A 23,200-nucleotide genomic window follows, 5' to 3' on the forward strand; every position below is an offset into this window, starting at 1 on the left:
GGCAAGGGTAGATGCTGTAACCCATCAACCATCGCAGGAGAGGCCCATGACCTGGACATTCGATCATCTGGCGTTCAATACCGCTGACGGCCAGACGTTGCAGGACGATTTCGCTCGCTTGCTCGGGCTGAAACCCGGTCGGCGACCGCCATTTCCGTTTCCCGGGCGTTGGCTGTATCAGGATGAGCACGCGATGGTGCATGTGATCGAGCGGCCGCTGCCCGACGACACCGCACTGAGCCATATCGCGTTTCGTACTGATGAGCCGGCGGAAACGGTGTTGCAGCGGGTGCGTGACAGTGGATTGCCGTATCAACTGGCGCAGGTGCCGGGCGAGGGGATCGCGCAGATTTTCGTGCAAATGCCCGGTGGTCTGGTGATTGAGCTGAACGCATTAAAAGCCCCTCACCCTAGCCCTCTCCCAGAGGGAGAGGGGACTGACCGTGGTGTTTGAGCGAGCTACGCCGACGTGCGATACCGAGTCGAACTCAGGTCTTGAAAAGCACCAAAATCGCCTCCCTTTCCCCGAGTCGAACTCAGGTCTTGAAAAAACCGAAGATCGGCTCCCTTTCCCCCTCGCCCCCCTGGGGGAGAGGGCTGGGGTGAGGGGGCAAAGATCTCCAGAACACCACAAAAGCCCAGCCGAAACCCCAATAAAAAACGGCCCTGAAAAGGGCCGTTCTTCCTCGCATCAAAACCTCAAGCACGCAACGTGCGCGTCATGCGCAACGCCAGCAGACTCCCGCCCACAATCACACCCGCCAGCAGATACAACGCCGCATCGGTCGACCCCGTGCTGTCCTTGACCCAACCCACCAGATACGGACTGAGGAAACCGGCCATCTGCCCCATCGAGTTGATCAACGCCAGACCTCCAGCCGCCGCGCCCGCGCTCAACATCGCCGTCGGCACCGGCCAGAACATCGGCAGGCCAGTCAACGCGCCCATGGTGGCAATGGTCAGACCGAGAATCGCGATGGCCGGGTTGGCCGCGAAATTCACCGCAATCACCAGGCCGATCGCGCCCATCAGCATCGGCACCACCAAATGCCAGCGGCGTTCCTTGCGCAAGTCTGCCGAACGCCCGACCAGCAGCATGAACACCGCTGCCAACAGATACGGAATCGCACTCAGCCAGCCGATCACCAAGTTATCGCTGAAGCCAAGGTTCTTGATGATCGACGGCAGCCAGAAGTTGATCGCGTACACGCCGCTCTGGATGCAGAAATAGATCAGGCCAAACGCCCAGATTGCCGGGTTCTTGAACACTGCAAGCAGCGAGTCGGACGTGGTCTTCGGCTTGTTCGCCAAGTCTTCGGCCTGATCCGCTTCGAGCACGGCGCGCTCATGCGGGCTCAGCCACTTCGCGTTGGCGAAGCTGTCGCTCAGCAGGAAATAGGCGAGGGCGCCGAGGATCACGGTTGGAATGCCTTGCAGCAGGAACATCCACTGCCAACCCGCCAAACCACCTTGCCCTGCGGCGAAGTGATTGAGAATCCAGCCGGAGAACGGGCTGCCAAGCAAACCGGACACCGGGATCGCCGACATGAACAACGCCATGATCCGGCCACGGCGGAAGGTCGGGAACCACTGCGAAAGGTACAGCACGACGCCCGGGAAGAACCCGGCCTCTGCCGCACCAGTGAACAGGCGCAGAGTGTAGAACTCGGTCGGGGTGGTGACGAACAACAGGCAAGTGGACAGTGTGCCCCAAGTGATCATCATCACGGCGATCCAGCGCCGTGGGCCGAATTTGGTCAATGCCAGATTGCTCGGCACGCCGCACAGCACGTAGCCGATGAAGAAGATACCGGCACCGAGGCCGTACACGGTTTCGCTGAATTTCAGGGCGTCGAGCATCTGCAGTTTGGCAAATCCAACGTTGACCCGGTCGAGGTAGTTGAACAGGTAGCAGATGAAGATGAAGGGGATCAAACGCAGGGTGATGCGTTTGTAGACGGCGTTTTTATCGTCATCGATGGTCTGGGTAGCTGCGGCGCTCTGCGACATAGCGGCTCTCTCTTTATTATGATTTTTTGCGATGCAAAGGGTAACGTTGATCGCCCCGAGAGTCTCGGTCACCTTTGGCCGGATTGTCTTTGTGCCTGAGCACAGGGTTTGCCGCCAGACCCTGTGCGGGTGAACAACTGCCAGTGCCATAAATCAAGGATTGCCGCCGCTATGTTCGAACTCGATCACGACCTCGCCCAGGACATCGTCGACCGGGCCATGGCCATTTTGCCCTACAACGTCAACGTCATGGACAGCCAGGGGCTGATCCTCGGCAGTGGCGAACCGGAGCGCATCAACACCCGTCACGAAGGTGCGCAACTGGTGCTAGCCAACGGGCGCGTGGTGGAGATCGACGCGCAAACGGCCGTGCATCTGAAGGGCGTGCAACCGGGGATCAACCTGCCGCTGTTGCTTGATCAACGCTTGATCGGCGTGCTTGGGATTACCGGTGAACCGGAGCAACTGCGCACTTACGCCGAGTTGGTGCGCATGACCGCCGAAATGCTGGTCGGCCAGCGCAATCAGCAGGCCGAGCAGCAATGGCGGCGCCAGCGTTGTGATGATCTGCTCGCGCTGCTGTTGAGTGAGGCGGGCGATTCGCCGCGTCTGGTCGATGAGGCGCAGCAACTCGGGCTCAAGCCGCAAATGACGCGGGTGCCCTATCTGTTCGAGCTGGGTCTTGAACACGGGCCGGGGCAAACCGTTGAGGCGCTGAGTGCCTGGCTGACCTCGCGTTATCCGGACAGTTGGTGCGTGAGTTCGGCGAAGTCGTCGCTGCTGTGGTGCCGGCCGGCGAGTCAACACGTCGAGCATGACCGTTTGCTGGAAAAACTCGACGGCCTCGGCTGGAAGATTCTGCGCATCGCCGTGGGCGGGCAGGCCGATGGACTGGCCGGGCTGCGTCGTTGCTATCGACGCGTCGGTGATTTGCTCGCCTATGGCCGGGAAGTGTTGCCGCACTCGCGACTGCTGACGCTGAACCGCTATCGCCTGCCGGTGATGTTGTGGCGGCATCGTAATGACGATGCACTGGACGAATTGCTCAAGCCGCTGCGTAAAGTGATCGCCAAGGACGGCAACGGCCAGTTGCTGGCGACGCTGCGCAGTTGGTGTGAGCACGATGGCCAGAGTCAGGCCTGTGCCGAGGCGTTGGGGATTCATCGCAACAGTTTGCGTTATCGGATGGAGCGGATTGCCGAGTTGAGCGGGGTCGATCCGTTGCGGCTGGACGGAATGCTGGCGCTGTATCTTGGGGTGCAGCTGCTGCCGCAGACTGATCCGGGTTAATTGGGCGTATTCAAAGACGCCATCGCGAGCAGCTCACTCCTGCATTTGGAATGCATTCCCCTGTAGGAGTGAGCCTGCTCGCGATGGCGGCGGTACATTCACCGCACAGCCTTTTGTGAAAATGAACAATAAACGCCCCCGCCACTTGTGCAGCGGACAGGCGTCAACGCGCAGGCCGACTGGCAGCATGAGGAGCATTGCAACCGGAGAATTCGCATGAAGATCGTCATCGCCCCCGATTCGTTCAAGGACAGCCTAAGCGCCCAAGGCGTTGCCGAGGCCATTGCGTTGGGCCTGGCGCAGGTCTGGCCGCACGCGACACTGGTCAAATGCCCGATGGCCGACGGCGGTGAAGGCACGGTCGAATCGATTCTTGCTGCCTGCGCAGGCGAACTGCGCCGCACCCGTGTGCGTGGCCCGTTGGGTGCGCCGGTCGACGCTGCATGGGGCTGGTTGCCGCACAACCACACGGCAATCATTGAAATGGCCGAGGCCAGCGGTTTGCAATTGGTGCCGCTGGGACAACGCGATGCCTGCATCAGCAGCACTTTCGGCACCGGCGAACTGATTCGCGCAGCGCTGGATGCCGGCGCGCAACGGGTGATTCTGGCGATTGGCGGCAGTGCGACCAACGATGGCGGCGCCGGGGCGATGCAGGCGTTGGGCGTGAAACTGCTCGATGCGCAGCATCAGACGCTGGTGCCCGGCGGCCTGGCGTTGGCGCAACTGGCGCAGTTGGACCTGAGCGAACTCGACCCGCGTCTGGCGCAGGTGCGTTTCGATATTGCGGCCGACGTGGACAACCCATTGTGCGGCGCGCACGGTGCCTCGGTGATTTTTGGCCCGCAGAAAGGCGCGTCGCCGGCGCAGGTGCAGCAACTCGATCTGGCGTTGGGGCACTTCGCCGAACTCTGCGCGCAAGCGTTGGGCAAAGACGTCCGTGACGAGCCGGGCAGCGGTGCGGCGGGTGGTTTGGGGTTCGCGGCCAAGGCCTTTCTCGGCGCGCAGTTTCAAGCCGGGGTGGAAGTGGTCGCCGAACTGGTCGGCCTCGCCGAAGCCGTCCAAGGTGCCAATCTGGTGATTACCGGGGAAGGGCGCTTCGATGCCCAGACCTTGCGCGGCAAAACGCCGTTCGGCGTGGCGCGGATTGCCAAGCAACACGACGTGCCGGTGATTGTCATCGCCGGCACGTTGGGCGAGGGTTATCAGGCACTCTACGATCACGGCATTGATGCGGCATTCGCCGTGACCAGCGGCCCGATGACGCTGGAGCAGGCCTGCGCTGAAGCACCGCGCCTGTTGCGTGAACGCGCCACCGACATCGCCCGCGTCTGGCAGCTCGCCGCCAAACGCTGATCAACCTCCCTTTTTAGGAGCTGTCGAGTGCAACGAGGCTGCGATCTTTTGATCTTTATAAACAGAATCAAAAGATCGCAGCCTCGTTGCATTCGACAGCTCCTACACAAACAATCAACAGTGTTTCATTGCTGTAACACCCTGAAAAATAATTGCGCTTGACCCGCAATCTTCCTAAAGCCTGGCCGATACAGCTAACAGGCGCGCACAAAACCTCTTAAAACAGTGACGCCGGACTGAAGCCCTTCCCTCGGGCCAGTGATGACGCATGGACGCTCGTAGTTTCTATCTTTCGAGAGCTCAACTATGTCCCTGCGTAACCTGAATATCGCGCCCCGTGCCTTCCTCGGTTTTGCCTTTATCGCCTTGCTGGTGATCGTGCTCGGCGTGTTCGCCGTCAATCGCATGTCGATCATCCGTCAGGCGTCCGTCGAGATGGATTCGACGCAACTTCCCAGCGTGACCCAGCTCAGCGTGGTGACTGAAAACGTCCTGCGTCTGCGGATTCTGTCGTTCCGTGTACTGGTCAACCGCGAAGCGGCCGGGTTGCAGGAGGCGCAAACGCGCATCGGCGTGCTGGTCGACAAGGTTCGCGCCGCGCAGGCCGGTTATGCCGCGCTGCCGGCCGGCCCGGAAGAACGGGCGTTGTACCAGACCTTCGCGACCACGCTGGACAACTACCTGCAAGCGCAAAATCAAATGATGGAGCTGTCGCGCCAGGACAAACTCGACGAGATGCGTACCCTGATCAACACGCGCATCAAGGACGGTACCGACCAGATGGGCGAGCAGCTCAACAAACTGATCGCGATCAACGCCGCTGACGCTAAAGCGGCGTCGATCCAGGCCGGAGAACACTACGACAGCGCCATCACCGGGATCATTGTTGTCGCCGTGGTGGCGGCGCTGGCCACCGTGTTACTCGCCTGGCTGCTGACGCGCAGCATCGTCTCCCCGCTGAACCGCGCCGTGCAGGCCGCGCAAACCATCGCCAGCGGCAACCTGACCAAAACCATCGAAATCGACGGCAAAGACGAACCGGCCCGCCTGCTCGAAGCGCTCGCCGCCATGCAGAGCAACCTGCGCAAAACCATCGAGCAGATCGCCGGCTCCGCCACGCAACTGGGCGCCGCTGCCGAAGAACTCAGCGCGGTGACTGAAGAAGCCTCCCGTGGCCTGCAGCAGCAGAACAACGAAATCGAGCAAGCCGCCACCGCCGTCAACGAGATGACCGCTGCCGTCGAGGAAGTCGCGCGCAACGCCGTGTCGACCTCCGAAGCCTCGAACCAGTCGACCCACGCCGCCCGCGAAGGTCGCGATCAAGTGGTGAAGACCGTCGACGCGATCCAGACCATGACTCACGATGTGCAAAACACCGCGCACATGATCGAAGGCCTCGCCGCACAGGGCCGTGACATCGGCAAAGTCCTCGACGTGATCCGCGCCATCGCCGAACAGACCAACCTGCTGGCGCTCAACGCGGCCATTGAAGCGGCCCGCGCCGGTGAGGCCGGACGCGGGTTTGCGGTGGTCGCGGACGAAGTGCGTGCACTGGCCCATCGCACCGCACAGTCGACTCAGGAAATCGAAAAAATGGTCGCCGGCATTCAGAACGGCACCGGCGAAGCGGTTTCGTCGATGCAGCAAAGCAACCAGCGCACCCAGACCACCCTGGAAATGGCCCGCGCGGCCGGCGTGGCGCTGGAGCAGATCACCCAGTCGATCCATCAGATCAACGAACGCAACCTGGTGATTGCCAGCGCCTCGGAAGAACAGGCACAAGTGTCGCGCGAGGTCGACCGCAACCTCGTCAACATCCGCGATCTGGCCACGCAATCGGCCGCCGGGGCCAACCAGACCAGCGCTGCGACCCACGAACTGTCGCGTCTGGCGGTAGATTTGAACGCCATGGTGGCGCGTTTCGTGATTTGAGATACGGTGAAGGCTGGAGACCGCGCAATCAGGAGACGTACATGCGCTATTCAGCCTTGACCCAACGAATCGCCGGGGAAGGAGCCGCCGCCTGGCAGATTCACGACCGAGCGCTGGAGTTGCGCGCCGAGGGTGTCGATATCCTGCTGCTGAGCATCGGCGATCCGGATTTCGACACGCCTTTGCCGATTGTCCACGGCGCGATCGACAGCTTGTTGGCCGGCGATACCCATTATTCCGAAGTACGTGGCCGTTTGGCGCTGCGCACGCTGATCGCCGAACGCCATCGTCGGCGCAGCGGGCAAGCGGTCGAAGCCGACCACGTCATCGTTATGCCCGGCGCGCAATGCGCGGTGTATTCGGTGGCGCAATGTCTGCTTGATCCAGGCGATGAAGTGATTGTCGCCGAACCGATGTATGTCACCTACGAAGGCGTGTTTGGCGCGTGCGGCGCGACAGTGGTGCCAGTGCCGGTGCGGCCGGAAAACGGTTTTCGCGTCGACCCGGTCGATGTCGCCGCGCGGATCACGCCGAAAACCCGCGCCATGCTGCTCAACAGTCCGAACAATCCCAGCGGCGCGAGCCTGTCACTGCTGATCTGGCAGGAACTGGCGGCGCTCTGCGTGCGGCATGACTTGTGGCTGATCAGCGACGAGGTCTACAGCGAACTGCTCTACGAAGGCCTGCACGTCAGTCCGGCGAGTTTGCCGGGCATGGCCGAACGCACGGCGACGATCAACAGCCTGTCGAAGTCCCACGCCATGACCGGCTGGCGCATCGGCTGGATGATCGGGCCGAAATCGCTGGCCGAGCATTTGGTCAATTTGTCGTTGAGCATGTTGTTCGGGTTGCCGGATTTTGTGCAGAAAGCCGCAGAGATTGCGTTGCAGTCAGACCTGCCGGAAGTGACGCAGATGCGCGAGGAATATCGGCTGCGCCGGGACTTGGTCTGCGAGCGTTTGCAGGGTTGTCCGGGGCTGTACCCGATTCGCCCTGATGGCGGCATGTTCGTGATGGTCGATGTCCGCCAGACCGGGTTGGGCGCTCAGGCGTTTGCCGAGCGATTGCTGGAAGGCTATGGGGTTTCGGTCCTCGCCGGTGAGGCGTTCGGGCCGAGTGCGGCGGGGCATATCCGGATCGGACTGGTGCTGGACCGGGTGAAACTGGCGGATGCCTGTGCGCGGATTGCGCTGTGTGCGGCGCAGCTATTACAGGCGCGCAGTGCCTGACACTTCACAGATTGATCGTTCCTACGCTCCGCGTGGGAATGCCTCAAGGGACGCTCCGCGTCCAGCTTCCAGAAGGGACGCAGAGCGTCCCCGGCTGCATTCCCACGCAGAGCGTGGGAATGATCAGGTCTCAGCCCTGCCAGGCCGATGGATTCACCAGATTCGCCGGCTTCTCTCCACTCAACGCCGCCAACAGATTCTCCACCGCACACCGCGCCATCGCCTCACGCGTCTCATGCGTCGCCGAGCCCATGTGCGGCGTCGCCACCACATTATTCAGTTGCAACAGCGGCGAATCATGATTCAGCGGCTCACGCTCAAATACATCCAGCCCCGCCGCACGAATTCGCTGATGACGCAGGGCATCAATCATCGCCGCTTCATCAACGACTTTGCCCCGCGAGATGTTGATGAAGATGCTTTGCGGTCGCATCAGCGCAAACTGCTTAGCGCCGATCAACCCTTCGGTCTGCGCGGTGAGCGGCAAGGTCAGGCAAATGAAATCGGCTTGCTGGAGCAGATCTTCGAGGCTGCGGTAGTGCGCATCGAATCGCGCCTCGACCGCCGGTTTGCGCGACTGGCTGTGATAGATCACCGGCATGCCAAAACCGAAATGCCCACGCTGCGCCAGCGCCTCGCCGATGCGGCCCATGCCGATAATCCCCAGCGTCTTGCCATGCACATCGGTGCCGAAATGCGCCGGGCCGATGTTGCGGCTCCATTGACCGCTGCGCACCATGTTCGCCAGTTCGACCACACGCCGCGCGGCGGCGAGGATCAGGGCGAAACCGGTGTCGGCGGTGGTTTCGGTGAGCACGTCCGGGGTGTTGCTCAGGAGGATCTGGCGTTGGTTCAGGTAATCGATGTCGTAGTTGTCGACGCCCACCGAAACACTGGCAATCGCTTCGAGTTGCGGCGCCAGATCGAGCAGCGCGGCATCCAGTTTCAGGCTGGCGCCGAGCAAACCGTGAGCGCGGGGCAGGGCGTCGCGCAGTTGCATGAGGCCGTCGGCGTCGAGGCTATTGATCAGCGTCACCTCGCACTGTTCCTGCAACCGCGCCATCAGCGCGGGCGAAAGTTTCTTGTACAACACAACCTGCTTTTTCATGGGAAAGTCTCTTCAGGAATGCGCTGGCACGGCACGCGTGGCAACGGCTTTGGCGACGACGCGATCACTGGCGCCGGGCTTGAGAAAAATCGTCAGCACCACCGACAGCAGCAACGCGCCGCTCATCAGCAGATACGAAGCGCCAGGCGAACCGGTGGAGCTGTTCAGGTAACCGACCAGGTACGAGCCGCCGAACGAACCGAGCGCGCCCATGCTGTTGATCAGCGCCATGGCGCCACCGGCAACGTTGGCCGGAAGAATCTCCGGGACGATGGCAAAGAACGGCCCGTAAGGCGCGTACATGCAGGCGCCGGCAATCACCAGCAGCGTGTACGACCACCAGAAATGCTCGGCGCCCAGTGCGTAGGAGCCGTAAAACGCAATCGAGGCGATCAGCAGTGGCGGCCAGACAAAGCGTTTGCGCTTCTGCAGTTTGTCCGACCCCCACGACACCACGAGCATGCCGATCACCGCCGCCAGATACGGCAGCGCCGACAACCAACCGGCCTCGATCATGTCCATTTGTGCGCCGGCCTTGAGGATCGACGGCAGCCACAGCACAAAGCCGTAAACGCCGATGCTCCAGCAGAAAAACTGCAGCGCGAGAATGATCACCTTCGGCGAACGGAAGGCCTCGGCGTAATTCTTCACCGCTTTGATGCCGACCTGTTCGGCGGCCAATGCGCTTTCCAGATCCTGCTTTTCCTGATCAGAGAGCCACTTGGCCTGAGCCGGACGATCATCGGCCAGACGCCACCAGATAAACGCCCACAGCACCGCCGGCAAGCCTTCGATGATGAACATCCAGCGCCAGCTGAAATGCTGCACCAGATAACCCGAAACCACTGACATCCACAGCATCGTCACCGGGTTGCCGAGGATCAGAAACGTGTTGGCCCGCGAGCGTTCGGCACGGGTGAACCAATGGCACAGATAGACCAGCATCGCCGGCATCACCGCCGCTTCGACCACGCCGAGCATGAAGCGGATGACGATCAGCCAATAGGCGTTGGAGACCACGCCGGTCAACGTCGCGAGGCCACCCCAGAGGATCAGGCTGACGAAAATCAGCTTCTTCACGCTGTGTTTTTGCGCGTACATCGCGCCCGGCACCTGGAAGAAAAAGTAACCGAGAAAGAACAGCGCGCCGAGCAGCGACGACAGGCCCGGGGTGATCATCAGGTCGGCGGCCATGCCCGAGGCGGCAGCGAAGCCGTAATTGGCGCGATCGAGATACGCCAGGCTGTAGGTGATGAATACGATCGGCATGATGTACCACCAGCGGCGGGTGGCGAGGGTTGCGGTTTTCATGGGTCTTGCTCCTGAGCTTGTTGTTTTTGTCGCAGCAGGTTCAAACAACTTCTCGTCCCCACGCTGTGCGTGGGAACGCCTCTAAGGACGCTCCGCGTCCTCTGTGACGCGGAGCGTCACGGTATGCATTCCCAGGCTGGAGCGTGGGAACGATCGATCAAGTTCCGCCCGGGTCGGCAAACCCTCCATATCCCCGCGACTCTGCACCGCGCGACTGCCAATCCAGTTCGCCCGCTGCACCGCCTCGGCAAAACCCTGATGCTCCAGCAGGGCGCTGATCATCCCCACCGCAAAGCCATCACCGGCGCCGACCGTATCGACGACATTGGCCACCGGCACGCCAGCGACAAACCCCTGATCCAGCTGGGTGCGGTAATAGGCACCCTGCGGGCCAAGTTTGATCGCCACGGCTTCGGCACCTTGGTCGAGATAGAACGCGGCAATGTCCGCCGGGTCTTCGAAACCGGTCAGCAAACGGCCTTCGCTCAAACCCGGCAGCACCCAATGGGCAAGGGCGGCGAGGCGGTTGATCTCGCGGATCATCTCGCGCTCGCTGGCCCACAGGCTCGGACGCAGATTGGGATCGAACGACACGCTACGGCCGGCGTTGCGCATACGCGTCATCAATTCGAAAGACATCTCCCGCGCCGACGCGGACAACGCCGGCGGAATGCCGGTGGCGTGCAGGTGCCGCGCGCTCAGCAGGTTTGGGGAAATCGACTGCGGCGACAAATGACTGGCCGCCGAACCGCGCCGGAAGTACTCGACCTGCGGGTCGCTGCCATCGTCATTGCGCGATTTGAACTGGAAACCGGTCGGATGCTGCTTATCGACTTCGACATGGCTGCAATCCAGGCCTTCGTTGATCAAGGTCTCGACCACAAAGCGCCCGAGCGAATCATTGCCGACCCGGCTCAGCCACGCGACGTTGAAGCCCAGCCGCGATAGCCCGATCGCGACATTGCTGTCGGCTCCGGCAATGCGCTTGTGAAAGTGTTCGACCGCGGCCAGATCGCCAGTCTGCTCAGCGACCAGCATCGCCATGGTTTCGCCGAACGAGAGAATATCGATCTCAGACATGAGCAGGCTCCAGACGGGATTGGCCGAGGCGGGCGAGGGCGGCGACATGCTCGGTGGTCAGTTGCACCAGATCCTCGCCTTGCAACGGATATTCGGCGGCGCGCATAACGCCTTGGGCCATATGCCGCAGCAGTTGTTCCCACAGATGCAGGTCACTGACGGCGGGGGGCACCGCCACCAGTTTGCCGTCGGGGCGACGGGCCACGGCTTTGCAGTGCACATAGCCGACATGCCGGCCGAGCAGACGGGCAGCGCTGGTGGCGGACTGGTCCTGCCACTGCCAGTTGCCGATGTCGAAGGTCATCCGGATCGGCAGATTGTGCTGCTCAACGGCAGCGAAGAAGCGCTGAAACGGTTCGATGCGTCCGCCGTGCAAGGTCTGGTCGTTTTCCACCAGCAGTTGCACCGGACTGTGCTTCAAACGTTCGGCCAAAGCCTGCAGATCATTGGTGTCGGTGAAGTAGCCGAGAGAAACCTTGAGCCATTTTGAGCCGAACGCTTCGGCCTGTTGCAGCGCGGTAATCAACTCGGGATTGGGCTGCGCCTGACCAGCCAGCCACAGTTCGGTGGGGGAGGAATAGATGCTTTGCAGGCCCTGTGCCTGGGTGGCCTGAGCCAGTTGCGCTGGGTCTTCGCGCGTCAGCAACTCTTCGCGCCACTCGATGCGATTGGCCCCGGCCGCAGCCAGAACATCGATGAAAGCATCCTGCCCACGCTGGCGCACAAGCTCGGCGCCGTAGCTGGACAGACTGATGGAAACGGCGGGTTTATTCATTGTTATTGACCTCTGAAACCGGTTTCATTTTTGTTCAAAAAAATATCAGGTGTTTTTGTGTTGTTCTTTCGGGCGCCTTCGCGAGCAGGTCGAATCGTCGCACCGTCGCTCCCACATTTGGAACGCGGTCACCTGTGGGAGCGAGCCTGCTCGCGAAGGCGTCAGATCAAGCACTACCAACCTCACGGGTTGACCCACGCTCAACCAGCACCGGCGCAAAATCCACCACCCGCGCCACCTCATCATCCCCACGCAAGCGCTTGAGCAAACACTCAAACGCCCGCGCGCCAATCTCCTGCGTCGGCTGAGCCAGCGCGGTAATCCCGCTGCCCACCAACGGATACCAATCCAGATCATCCAGAGCGATCAGCCCGACATCCTCAAACAGCCGACAGCCGATTTCGCGCAACGCTGTAGTCGCTGCCAGCGCCGCCACGCCGTTGGCGCAAAACAGTGCCTTCGGACCATTCGTAGCGTTGTTTAAAAAAGTCTGAAGATGAGTGGCGAGTTCCACGCCCGTTTCAACAACGGCGCCCGCCAACCCGGAACGCTGAGCCACCTGCGCTTGAAAACTGCTGACCCGCTCGATCCGCGAACTGGTGCCGTCATACGGCTCGGTCACCAGCAGCACATTGCGATAGCCACGTTGTTCAAGATGGGCCAGCGCCATCTCCACCGCTTGCGGGTTGTTCAAGCCAATCATGTCGCTGTCGAGCCCATCGACCTTGCGATCGACCAGCACCAGGGGCATCTCGCGGTGCAATTCATGCAACTCGTCACGGTGGTGGCCCAAGGTGTTCACGATCAACCCTTCGATGTTGTACGAACGCAACAGGGCCAGATGCTGGCGCTCCTGCTCGTCATCGCGGTCGGTGTTGCACACCACCAGGCTGTAGCCGTGCGCACGGCAGGCGGTCTCCACCCCGTGCATCACGGCAATTGAATAAGGGTTACGGATATCGGCTACCAGCATGCCGATCAGGCGAGTGCGCCCGCGTTTCAGGCCGCGAGCCATCTGGTTAGGTCGGTACCCGAGCTCGGCGATGGCGTGCTCGATGCGCTGAGCGATGGCATCGGAGAGCAGGGCGCGGTCATCGCCGATGAAGCGCGAGACGCTGGCCTTGGACACGCCGGCGCGCTCGGCGACGTCGAGCATGGTTACACGGCTGCGTTGGGCGGTGGAGAAGTCGGTCATGGCGTGGATTTCTTATTGTTGGATGCTACAGCGTAAGTTTCTGAAACCGGTTTCAGGAAACATCAATCGGCCTGTCTTCGTCAAGGACCATTTGACTTGGCGATGGGCAATGGCCCGCTTAAAACCGACGAGCGGTATCTTTACCTGTCAGATCTGACAGTAGGCAAGTGCCGTATCTCGGCGCTTAATTCCCCCATAAGCAAGACCAACCTTTCGAGTAATTTAAGTGATCTGGCGAGTACATTATGACGGCGAAGAAAGCGACCGCACGAAGTATAGGGATTCTAGCGAGCCCACTATCGGTGGAGGGTATTGATGATAGTGATCTCGACGGATATGTGCCGCGCAACATTTTACTTAATGGTACTCGAATCATTATTCCTTACTGGCCCGATCCGCATCCAATGGACGAACTTTGGGTTGACCTGAGTCAGGGTGGCGATGATAAAAGGCTTCACAAGGATTGTTACAGTCCACCACAACCATCTTACCTGTATGTTGATTTGACGCCCGCGGACCTGGCAACTGATGGCGTCGCGTTTTTGTCCTACCAGATTTGGAAGGGGGGCGGGGGCAATTCTGATCCATCACCTAAAAGAAAGTTGACGATAGATCACGCGCCCACTGTTGTTCTGGATGAACCTACATTTCCCCATGCGACGATTTGGGGTTATTTGAATAACAAAACAGTACCGTCGTTGACTTCGGGAGCAACTGTTTTAATACCTACAGCCAATGGTCCCGCGAAAGTTGGTGATAAAGCCAAACTATATTGGCAAGGGTATTCAAGTTTGAATGGAAGCGGTCCACCGGTGTCGGACACTTATGGTGACTGGGAAATAACGCTGGAACCGAAACATATGACCGGACATTGGCTGCTTGCTGTTCCATTTGAGCCTAATATTCGGCCACTTATTGATAATGACTCGGCTATTACCTACTGGCAGTTGTTTAAAGATGGGCGATTGTTCGGTGAGTCGCAAAGAGGTTTGGTAAAAATAGACAGGGTAACACCTGGCGAAAGCGGCCCTTTCGGCCTCAGTACACAAGGAGATGGAAAAATGGCTATAAAAATCGTACCAAGAACTCCAAGACCTGACTCCAACGGTGTCAAGAACGTTGATCCCTTGGCTGATGTTGCGATAGATACACTTGCAGATGGTTTGATCGCTAAAAGCGTGCTGGATACCGGATTTGTGACGATAAACTTTACCCGCACTGCAGAAGAGTTCAACGAGGATGAACTGGAACTGGAATACGGTGTTAAGGGCCAGACACTGACCTTGTGGGATCAAAAAATTTTACTGGGCGACGTTTCTTCCCGGCCGGTAGGGATTATACCAATCCGGTTGCCAGCCAGCTTGTTTCCAGAGCGCCCAACACCCGCAGAACCGACCACTTATGAAGTCATGTTTCAACTTTACAAAGAGGGGGGTGGTGTTAATGAGCCCTCCAATGTACTGGAGTTTGTTGTCGACCAGACTGCACCGTTTGGTTCAAAAAGATCAGACGCTAATGGCAATGCCATCATCACGCTCGCCGTACCAACGCCAACCCCCGTATTCGTTAATACACCCTCGGATGCACAACGCACAATTAACGAAGCCTGGTTGGCGGCCCCGGCAAACGCCAACCTGAATTTCACCGTGAACGTAGGTTATCCGCTACGTCGATTGGACGATAATCTGCGCGCCTCGTTGATTTCTGGCACGAAGCGGGTTGAGGTGTGGAATGCTGCAGTGCCGGCCACCGGCGCATTTACTGTCGCCAACACCGTGTTACGCCAATTTCCAAATGGCCGCCTCAAAATTCAGTATCAATGGACAGATTTACCTGGCAACGACAGTCGGGAGTCTGCCGCAAGTGACGTGCTGACACTGGCATTGGCACAACCCCCAGTTTCAACAAAAGGTCCTCTGGTACCGAAAACCGATCCGAACTATACCACGGCACTTTATCTGGACGATTTTGCTGGCGGTATAACCGCTATCGTGGAAAGCGCATTCATCACGAACGCAGAGCCGGGTGATAATATTTTTATTACCATTGAAGATGCCACTGACGCGACTAACTATGTAAGTCTTACCGCCCAGCCGTGGGTGGCTAATACCAATTTAACGTTTAACCTGACATACACGGATCTCTCCACAATATTTAACGATGCCGATGCGCCTAAAATGGCCAATATCTGGTATGAGATCGTTCGAACTGGTATTCCAAACGCTGAATCTCCGGTTCAACTCATCACCTTGGCGTTCGACCATGCGGGACCAACAAATCCGGATCTTCCAGATCTTACCAATCGAGACATGGTGTTGCCTGTAGTGACAGGTGCTTCGAACACGCCTAATGACTTGCGACCTGGTGACAGAAACAGTCAGGGTAAATTTAAAGTTACCCTTGCGCTAGGTCAGCCTCCTATCACTTCGGCCGAGGTGGCGAAGTGTTATATTAATGGTCAGCTTATAGATGAGTTTAATCCGTTTGTAGATGTGGACGAGTTTGAAGTTAATATTTCCGCAGATATCATATCCAGGTTGCCCGTTGGGTCGGTAAATGCTTACTGGACTATTCAAAAAGCTGGTGTTGATAAAAACGTAATTAACTCCCGTAACCAACCTGTGGCAGTTGCCGGTGCGGCCATACCTTTACCTTTACCTACAATCCGGATCCGCAATCCGGAATTGCGTGATTACATTGAATGTTGGGGCATGATCAGTCCAACCAGTAATATGGTTCTAGGCTTGCACATTCAAAAAGACCCGCTTTTACCCCCAGGTAAAACGATTACAGCCCATTTCGCAGCTTACTCGGACCCGTTAGGCAAGGATCTGATTGATAATACTGAGGACTCTAGAGACTATGTCATCAAAGACGCGGGTCTTCCTGATGTCGCGCCAGTGGCCAGTGCTGCGATTTTCAAATTGGCGCAACCTGTCAGGGGAGCAATAGCCTATGGCAAATATTGGTACACGACCGACATCAATGGACAGCAATCGTCTGTACCAGTCATCAAACGGATCGACAATATCAGTAACAATTTTAACTATTGCGATTTGACACCTGCTCCGGTTGCACCTTAATTGGTGCATTAGCTAATCGGTGTTGCGAGAGAAACATGGAAGTTTCTTTCGCGATTATCGGCATTAACAATAAGGGAGCAGTGAGGGTGCTACAGCCGACGAGGATAATTCCTCTTTCATTACGGACTATTCCTACATAAAAGTCTCGACTTTCTTATTAAGGTGTCGAACGTTTTTTTGGTGGGAGCTTTCAATACTGCCAAAAAGCAATGTCAGTAGTTGTGCAGTTTAAGGGGGTCCCCATGTTCCTTTGTTTTAAGTCTCCGTCCTTTGTGACGTTCCAGAAATTAGCGGTTGCGGCGGCATTTCTATCCTCCAGCGAGGCCTTCAGCCGAACGCTAAATCCAGGAGAGAGTGCAGTCGTCACGAACCCATCCGTACCAGAAGCCTGGGTAGTGTCCCAAGGAGGCACCCTGACCGTTAATAACGCGCAGGCGCTGACCATCTCGTCATCGAATGCCAACGTTGTTTTCAATGGTGGTCAAAGCACCCGGATCGATGCCAACGCTTCAGTGCTAAACCTCTCCGGAGCGAATGTGAACAGCGCGGCGGGCAGGGGTGCGATACAACTGATCGACAGCAGCGCCATCATCGACAACAGCACCATCATCAGTACCAATAGTTTCGGTCTTCTCCTGGGGCGCAATACCACTACCCCGGCGTCTTCGAGCGCGACGGTCAAGGGCGCAAGCACGATCATCGGCCTGAATGGCGCGGATGCGGTGGGTTTTGCCGTATTGAACGTCGAGAACTCCACCGTTCGAGGCACCGGTTCGGACAGTTATGGTGTGAGGCTTGGTGGGGCAACGCTTTCGGCCAACGGCAGCGTTCTGGCCGGGGAGAAGAACGGCCTGCAAATCAACACGGATTTAACCGGTGTCAATGCCAACACTGTAACGTTGAACAGCACCCGCGTGTCGGGGGGAACAGGATCAGCCATTTTACTTGGCTCTTCGGGTGCCGCCGGTACAGTTGCAAATATCAATGTTTCTGGCACCAGCGAGTTGATCGGCGGCAACGGTAACGTATTGGAAGCGACCAATCGCTCCACCGCCAATCTCACCGTTGATGCAAGCCAGTTGAGTGGCAACGTAGTGGCCGATACGGGCAGCTCGGTTTCTCTACTGATGCAGAACGGCGCCGCGCTGGAAGGTGATTTACAGAACGTGACCCAGGTCAATCTGGACTCCCGCAGCACGCTCAATGGCGATGTCCTGTCCGTTGCAGGTACAGCCTCAAAGGTCAGTCTGAACAATAACGCCGTGCTCAATGGCAACGTTGAAAACATAGTCGGTCTGTTGCTGAACAATGGCAGTCAAATGACCGGCAATGTGTTGGCGGACACCAATGGCCGTGTAGAACTGGACAATCGTTCGGCAATCAACGGCAACGTCGAAAACGTCTCAAGCCTTGTCTTGAACAACGGCAGCAACCTCACTGGCGACGTCATCACGGCTGCCAACGGGAGTGTATCGCTGGACAATGGTTCGGTGCTCACCGGCCAGATCACCAATTCAGGCAACCTTACCATCAACAATGCGGCGCAGTGGGTCATGACCGGCGACAGCACCGTGCAGCAACTGGGCATGAACAACGGTGTCGTGCAAATGGGCACGAACGAGCAGTTCCAGCAACTGAATGTCGGCGATCTTTCCGGTCGCGGTACGTTTGCGATGGGCACGGATCTGGGCAATGGCAATACGGACTTCCTGAATGTCACCGGCAACGCGACTGGGCAACATCAATTGCAAATCGCGGCTACCGGCACGACGCCTGTCACCGCCGAAGCCGTGAAGGTCGGCAATATCGCTGCGGGCGATGCGAGTTTTTCGCTGGGAGGGCGTGAGACGGTTGATGCGGGCACGTTCGTGTATCGGTTGGCCAAGGAAGGTCAGGGTCTGTATTTGAACCCGGACAAGGAAACCGTGAGTACTTCGAGTAACACCGCTCTGGCCTTGGCGGGCAGTGCTCGCAGTGTCCTGAATGCTGAGGCTGCCATGCTCAGCGATCAGTTGGGTGACCGCAGTCTCAGTATCCGCCCTGAGGCCTCGTTGCGTGCGATGGATGACAGCTCGGTAAAACTGAGCAATAGCGTCTGGGTTCGCACTTACGGTAACCAGTACAACGTCGACAACGCGTATGGCGACGGTTACACCCAGAACCAGACCGGTATCACCGGTGGCGCCGATACGGTCGTCGATATTGCCGGGCGCGCATGGGTACTCGGTGGATTTGTCGGCACAAGTCGAACTGACATCGATCTGAAATATGGCTCCAGCGCCATTGTCGACAGCGTGAACGCAGGTGTTTACGGCAGCACGTTTGATGTCGACAGCGGTGTGTTCGTCAATCTCATGGCTAAAGTCAATCAGTTCGATAACAAAGCCAAAGTGACCATGAGCGATGGCACCCGCACGAAGGGTGACTACAAGTCTCTGGGATTAAGTGGTTCTGCAGCAATCGGCAAACATATTCGTCTCAAGGATGATTATTTTGTCGAGCCGCAGGTGCAGATATCGACGGGCGTTGCGCAAAGCGATGAATACAGGCTCGACAACGGCCTGCAAGTCAAAGCCGATACCATGCGTTCTGTTCAGGGCAAAGTGGGTGTTCGCGGCGGGCGCGTCATCACGCTGGATAATGGCAGTCTGCTGGAACCAAGCCTGTCGACCGCGTTCAATCACGAGTTTGTCAAAACCAACGAGGTCAAGATCAACGACGACAGCTTCGATGATGATCGTGCGAGCAGCTCTGTGGAGTATGGCGCAGGGCTCAAGTGGACACCGGCACAACGTACCTGGCAGGTTTCCGGCCAGGTGGGTGGCAGTAAAGGGACAACCGTGAGCCAGGACTGGAGCGGTAGCTTGCGAGTCAGCTACTTCTTCTGATCGGTCACCGCTGCATTAAAAATGCCCTGACAGTGTCAGGGCATTTTTTTGTTCGGGGTTGTTCAGCCAAAAAGTCCTGCGGCGATATTGATGGAGAATCCCAGTATCGCTGTGTTGAATACAAACCCGATCAGCGATTGCGCCAATACGATTTTACGGATATCTCGCGTTGCCACCCCGACATCGGCAGTCTGCACTGCTACACCGATGGTGAACGAGAAGTACAAGAAGTCCCAATAGTTGGGCGTGGTCAGCCCTTCGGCAAATCGCAATGCCGGCTCCTTGCCATCCCAGGTGTAATACAACCTTGCGTAATGCACGCAGAAAATCACCCCGATCAGCAGCCATGAACTGATCACCGTGAGGGCGGTAAAGCCGTAGTGCAGAAGTTTGTGCGTGGTGTCCAGGTCCTTGCTGCCCGCCAGTTCGAAGGTGATGGTCGCCAGACTGGCGAGGGCAGCGATGCACACCACGAACAGCACCAGTCCGGCGTTTTCGTCTTCGACTTCAGCGATACGTTTGACGTCCGGCGCCTTGGCGCGCACGGTCAGCCAGAACATCAGGATCAGGTAAGTCCAGACACCGGCGTTCCAGCCGATGAGGATTTTACTGACGATGGAATCGGCGGGCGCTAACAGGCCAGTGGCGAGGCCGAACAGGGCAGCGGCAGAAAGACGAGGGTGGGTGCGGGCGAGGAAGCGCATGGGGACTCACGTTGGTGAACTGTCCATGCACCATAGCGTACGCAACCCTGATTTTGTAGGAGCTGCCGCAGGCTGCGATCTTTTGAACTTCCAAGGGCAAAGTCAAAAGATCGCAGCCTGCGGCAGTTCCTGCATTGAGATCAGTGGGGTTTGGTGAATCGTTGTACGAGCTTCATGACGACGACGAAGAACACCGGCACGAAGATCACCGCCAGCGTCGCGGTGATCATCCCGCCAATCACCCCTGTGCCGATCGCTTGCTGACTTGCCGAGCTGGCGCCAGTGGCGATGGCCAGTGGCACCACACCGAGAATGAAGGCCAGCGACGTCATCACGATCGGCCGCAGACGCAAACGCGCGGCCTGCAACGTCGCGTCGATCAGGTCGTGACCTTCGTCATACAGACTCTTGGCGAACTCGATGATCAGGATCGCGTTCTTCGCCGACAGACCGATGATGGTGATCAGGCCAACCTTGAAGAACACATCGTTGGGCATCCCGCGCAACGTCACCGCCAGTACTGCACCGAGTACGCCCAGCGGCACCACCAGCAACACCGAAGTCGGAATCGACCAGCTCTCGTACAGCGCCGCCAGACACAGGAACACCACCAGCAGCGACAGACCGAGCAGGATCGGCGCTTGATTGCCAGAGAGGCGTTCCTGCAACGACAGACCGGTCCACTCCTGGCCCAGGCCTTTCGGCCCCTGCGCCACCAGACGTTCGATTTCCGCCATGGCCTCACCGGTACTGTGCCCCGGTGACGGTTCGCCGGAAATCGCAATCGCCGGATAGCCGTTATAACGGGTCAGCTGCGCCGGGCCCTGAATCCAGTTGGCCTGCACGAACGCCGAGAGCGGCACCATGTGCCCGGCGTTGTTGCGCACATGCATTTTCAGCAGATCGGCCACCTGGCTGCGTTGATCGCCTTCGGCTTGCACGACAACACGCTGCATGCGCCCCTGATTGGGGAAGTCGTTGATGTAGCTGGAACCGACGGCAGTCGACAGCACATTGCCGATGTCAGCGAACGACACGCCCAGGGCGTTGGCCTGTTTACGGTCCACGATCAATTGCACTTGTGGCGCTTCGGCCAGCGCGCTTTCACGCACGTTCATCAGCACTTTGCTCTTTTCGGCGGCCGCGAGTAGTTCAGTTCGCGCCTGCATCAGTGTGGCGTGACCAAGACCACCGCGATCCTGCAAACGGAACTCGAAACCGCTGGACGTGCCGAGTCCGTCCACGGGCGGTGGCAGGACCGAGAACGCCATGGCGTCCTTGATTTCGCTCAGCGCGATATTGCCGCGATCGGCAATCGAGCTGGCGGAGTCATCGCTGCTGCGCTGCGACCAGTCCTTCAGCGTCGAAAACGCCAGAGCTGCGTTCTGGCCGCTGCCGGAGAAGCTGAAACCGAGAATCACCACGCTGTCACTGATCCCCGGCTCGCCGGCGTTGTGCGCCTCAAGCTGTTCAGCCACGGCCACCGTACGATTCTTGGTCGCACCGGGTGGCAGTTGAATGTCGGTGATGGTGTAACCCTGATCTTCCACCGGCAGGAACGAGGAGGGCAGGCGTGCGAAGCACAGGCCCAGCCCGACCAGCAACACGACGTAAATCAGCAGGTAGCGGCCACTGCGTTTCAGCGCATAGCCGACCCAGCCTTGATAGCGATCGGTCAGGTGCTCGAAGCGGCGGTTGAACCAGCCGAAGAAACCGGATTTCTCGTGATGTTCGCCCTTGGCAATCGGTTTGAGCAGTGTCGCGCACAGTGCCGGCGTCAGGGTCAGGGCGAGGAACGCCGAGAACAGAATCGACGTCGCCATCGACAGCGAAAACTGCTGGTAAATCACCCCGACCGAACCCTGCATGAACGCCATCGGAATAAACACCGCGACCAGCACCAGCGTGATGCCGATGATTGCGCCGGTGATCTGCGTCATCGCTTTGCGCGTGGCTTCCTTGGGCGAAAGGCCCTCGGTGGCCATGATCCGCTCGACGTTCTCCACTACCACGATGGCGTCGTCCACCAGAATGCCGATGGCCAGCACCATGCCGAACATGGTCAGCACGTTGATCGAGAAACCCAGCGCGAGCATGGTCGCGAACGTACCCATCAATGCCACCGGCACCACCAGCGTCGGGATCAGCGTGTAGCGCACGTTCTGCAGAAACAGGAACATCACCGCAAACACCAGCAGCATCGCTTCGCCCAAGGTGTAAACCACTTTGGTGATCGAGACTTTGACGAACGGCGAAGTGTCGTACGGGATCTTGTATTCCACACCGGCCGGGAAATAGCGCGACAGCTCATCCATCTTCGCCCGCACCAGCGTCGCGGTGTTCAGCGCGTTGGCCCCCGGCGACAGCTGTACGCCGACGGCGGTGGACGGCTTGCCGTTGAGGCGCGTGCCGAACTGGTATTCCTGACTGCCGATTTCCACGCGGGCGACATCGCCGATGCGCACGGTCGAGCCGTCGCGATTGGCCTTGAGCACGATGTCGGCGAACTCTTGCGGTGTCGACAACTGGCCTTTGACCAGAATCGTCGCGGTGATTTCCTGGGTCGACGGCGACGGCAGATCGCCGATGCTACCCGCCGAAACCTGAGCATTCTGCGCGACGATAGCTTCGTTGACGTCTGCCGGGGTGAGGTTGAAAGCGATCAGCTTCTGCGGATCGATCCAGATGCGCATGGCCCGCTCGGCGCCATACAACTGTGCCTTGCCGACGCCTTCCAGACGCTTGATCTCGTTCATCACATTGCGCGCCAGATAATCACTGAGCGCCACGTCATCGAGCTTGCCATCGCTGGAGGTCAGGGTGATCAGCAAGAGAAAACCGGACGACACTTTTTCGACCTGCAAACCTTGCTGATTGACTGCCTGCGGCAGGCGCGATTCGACCACCTTGAGGCGGTTCTGCACATCGACCTGCGCCAGTTCGGGGTTGGTGCCCGGCTGAAACGTGGCTTTGATCGTCGCGCTGCCGAGGCTGCTTTGCGATTCGAAGTACAGCAAGTGATCGGCGCCGTTGAGCTCTTCTTCGATCAGGCTGACCACACTTTCATCGACGGTTTGCGCCGAAGCGCCCGGGTACACGGCATAGATTTCGATCTGCGGCGGGGCGACGTCGGGGTATTGCGCCACCGGCAACTGCGGGATGGCCAAGGCACCGGCCAACAGGATGAACAATGCGACGACCCAGGCAAACACCGGGCGGTCGATAAAGAACTGCGGCAT

At 58.7% G+C, this 23,200-nt stretch carries 15 protein-coding genes; 7 read left to right on the forward strand and 8 right to left on the reverse strand.

The window, feature by feature from the left end:
* Nucleotides 1-46 precede the first annotated feature (46 nt).
* Nucleotides 47-454, forward strand: coding sequence for a hypothetical protein (locus P3G59_RS13850; protein ID WP_277761992.1), 408 nt, complete (start codon nucleotides 47-49; stop codon nucleotides 452-454).
* A gap of 245 nt (nucleotides 455-699) precedes the next feature.
* On the opposite strand, the gene P3G59_RS13855 is transcribed toward P3G59_RS13850, so the two are convergent.
* Entirely contained in the window at nucleotides 700-2,010 is a 1,311-nt protein-coding gene (locus P3G59_RS13855; protein WP_277761993.1) for an MFS transporter, read from the reverse strand.
* A gap of 171 nt (nucleotides 2,011-2,181) precedes the next feature.
* Here P3G59_RS13855 and P3G59_RS13860 point away from each other — a divergent pair, with 171 nt between their 5' ends.
* The 4 genes from P3G59_RS13860 (at nucleotide 2,182) to P3G59_RS13875 (ending at nucleotide 7,817) form a co-directional block, all read left to right on the forward strand.
* Nucleotides 2,182-3,300 carry a sugar diacid recognition domain-containing protein gene (locus P3G59_RS13860; RefSeq protein WP_277761994.1) on the forward strand — a complete coding sequence of 373 codons (1,119 nt, stop codon included), beginning with the start codon at nucleotides 2,182-2,184 and terminating at the stop codon, nucleotides 3,298-3,300.
* A gap of 216 nt (nucleotides 3,301-3,516) precedes the next feature.
* Nucleotides 3,517-4,656, forward strand: a complete 1,140-nt coding sequence (locus P3G59_RS13865) for a glycerate kinase (RefSeq protein ID WP_277761995.1) — start codon at nucleotides 3,517-3,519, stop codon at nucleotides 4,654-4,656.
* 306 nt (nucleotides 4,657-4,962) lie between these two features.
* Entirely contained in the window at nucleotides 4,963-6,588 is a 1,626-nt protein-coding gene (locus P3G59_RS13870) for a methyl-accepting chemotaxis protein (protein WP_277761996.1), read from the forward strand.
* Nucleotides 6,589-6,629: 41 nt separating this feature from the next.
* On the forward strand, nucleotides 6,630-7,817 hold the full coding sequence (locus P3G59_RS13875) for an aminotransferase class I/II-fold pyridoxal phosphate-dependent enzyme (RefSeq protein WP_277761997.1): 1,188 nt from the start codon (nucleotides 6,630-6,632) through the stop codon (nucleotides 7,815-7,817).
* 130 nt (nucleotides 7,818-7,947) lie between these two features.
* Here the strand turns inward: P3G59_RS13875 and P3G59_RS13880 are convergent, their stop codons facing one another.
* The 5 genes from P3G59_RS13880 to P3G59_RS13900 all read right to left on the reverse strand — a co-directional run bounded on the left by P3G59_RS13880 (nucleotide 7,948) and on the right by P3G59_RS13900 (nucleotide 13,286).
* Nucleotides 7,948-8,925, reverse strand: a complete 978-nt coding sequence (locus tag P3G59_RS13880; protein ID WP_277761998.1) for a D-glycerate dehydrogenase — start codon at nucleotides 8,923-8,925, stop codon at nucleotides 7,948-7,950.
* 12 nt (nucleotides 8,926-8,937) lie between these two features.
* Entirely contained in the window at nucleotides 8,938-10,236 is a 1,299-nt protein-coding gene (locus P3G59_RS13885) for an MFS transporter (protein ID WP_277761999.1), read from the reverse strand.
* An 81-nt stretch (nucleotides 10,237-10,317) separates the two neighbouring features.
* Entirely contained in the window at nucleotides 10,318-11,316 is a 999-nt protein-coding gene (locus P3G59_RS13890; RefSeq protein WP_277762000.1) for a sugar kinase, read from the reverse strand.
* Nucleotides 11,309-12,091, reverse strand: coding sequence for a TIM barrel protein (locus P3G59_RS13895; RefSeq protein ID WP_277762001.1), 783 nt, complete (start codon nucleotides 12,089-12,091; stop codon nucleotides 11,309-11,311). The genes P3G59_RS13890 and P3G59_RS13895 overlap by 8 nt, the downstream gene beginning before the upstream one ends.
* A 166-nt stretch (nucleotides 12,092-12,257) precedes the next feature.
* A complete protein-coding gene (locus tag P3G59_RS13900; protein WP_277762002.1) occupies nucleotides 12,258-13,286 on the reverse strand; it encodes a LacI family DNA-binding transcriptional regulator in 1,029 nt (342 codons plus the stop codon).
* A 245-nt stretch (nucleotides 13,287-13,531) separates the two neighbouring features.
* Here P3G59_RS13900 and P3G59_RS13905 point away from each other — a divergent pair, with 245 nt between their 5' ends.
* Nucleotides 13,532-16,369 carry a hypothetical protein gene (locus P3G59_RS13905; RefSeq protein ID WP_277762003.1) on the forward strand — a complete coding sequence of 946 codons (2,838 nt, stop codon included), beginning with the start codon at nucleotides 13,532-13,534 and terminating at the stop codon, nucleotides 16,367-16,369.
* A 242-nt stretch (nucleotides 16,370-16,611) separates the two neighbouring features.
* A complete protein-coding gene (locus P3G59_RS13910) occupies nucleotides 16,612-19,257 on the forward strand; it encodes an autotransporter outer membrane beta-barrel domain-containing protein (protein WP_277762004.1) in 2,646 nt (881 codons plus the stop codon).
* A gap of 62 nt (nucleotides 19,258-19,319) precedes the next feature.
* Here the strand turns inward: P3G59_RS13910 and P3G59_RS13915 are convergent, their stop codons facing one another.
* The gene (locus P3G59_RS13915) at nucleotides 19,320-19,961 is read right to left on the reverse strand and encodes a DUF1345 domain-containing protein (RefSeq protein ID WP_277762005.1); all 642 of its coding nucleotides are present in this window, start codon (nucleotides 19,959-19,961) and stop codon (nucleotides 19,320-19,322) included.
* Between the two features lie 140 nt (nucleotides 19,962-20,101).
* Entirely contained in the window at nucleotides 20,102-23,200 is a 3,099-nt protein-coding gene (locus tag P3G59_RS13920) for an efflux RND transporter permease subunit (protein WP_277762006.1), read from the reverse strand.

The sequence above is a fragment of the Pseudomonas sp. A34-9 genome (assembly GCF_029543085.1).
In the GTDB taxonomy this organism is placed as follows: Bacteria; Pseudomonadota; Gammaproteobacteria; order Pseudomonadales; family Pseudomonadaceae; genus Aquipseudomonas.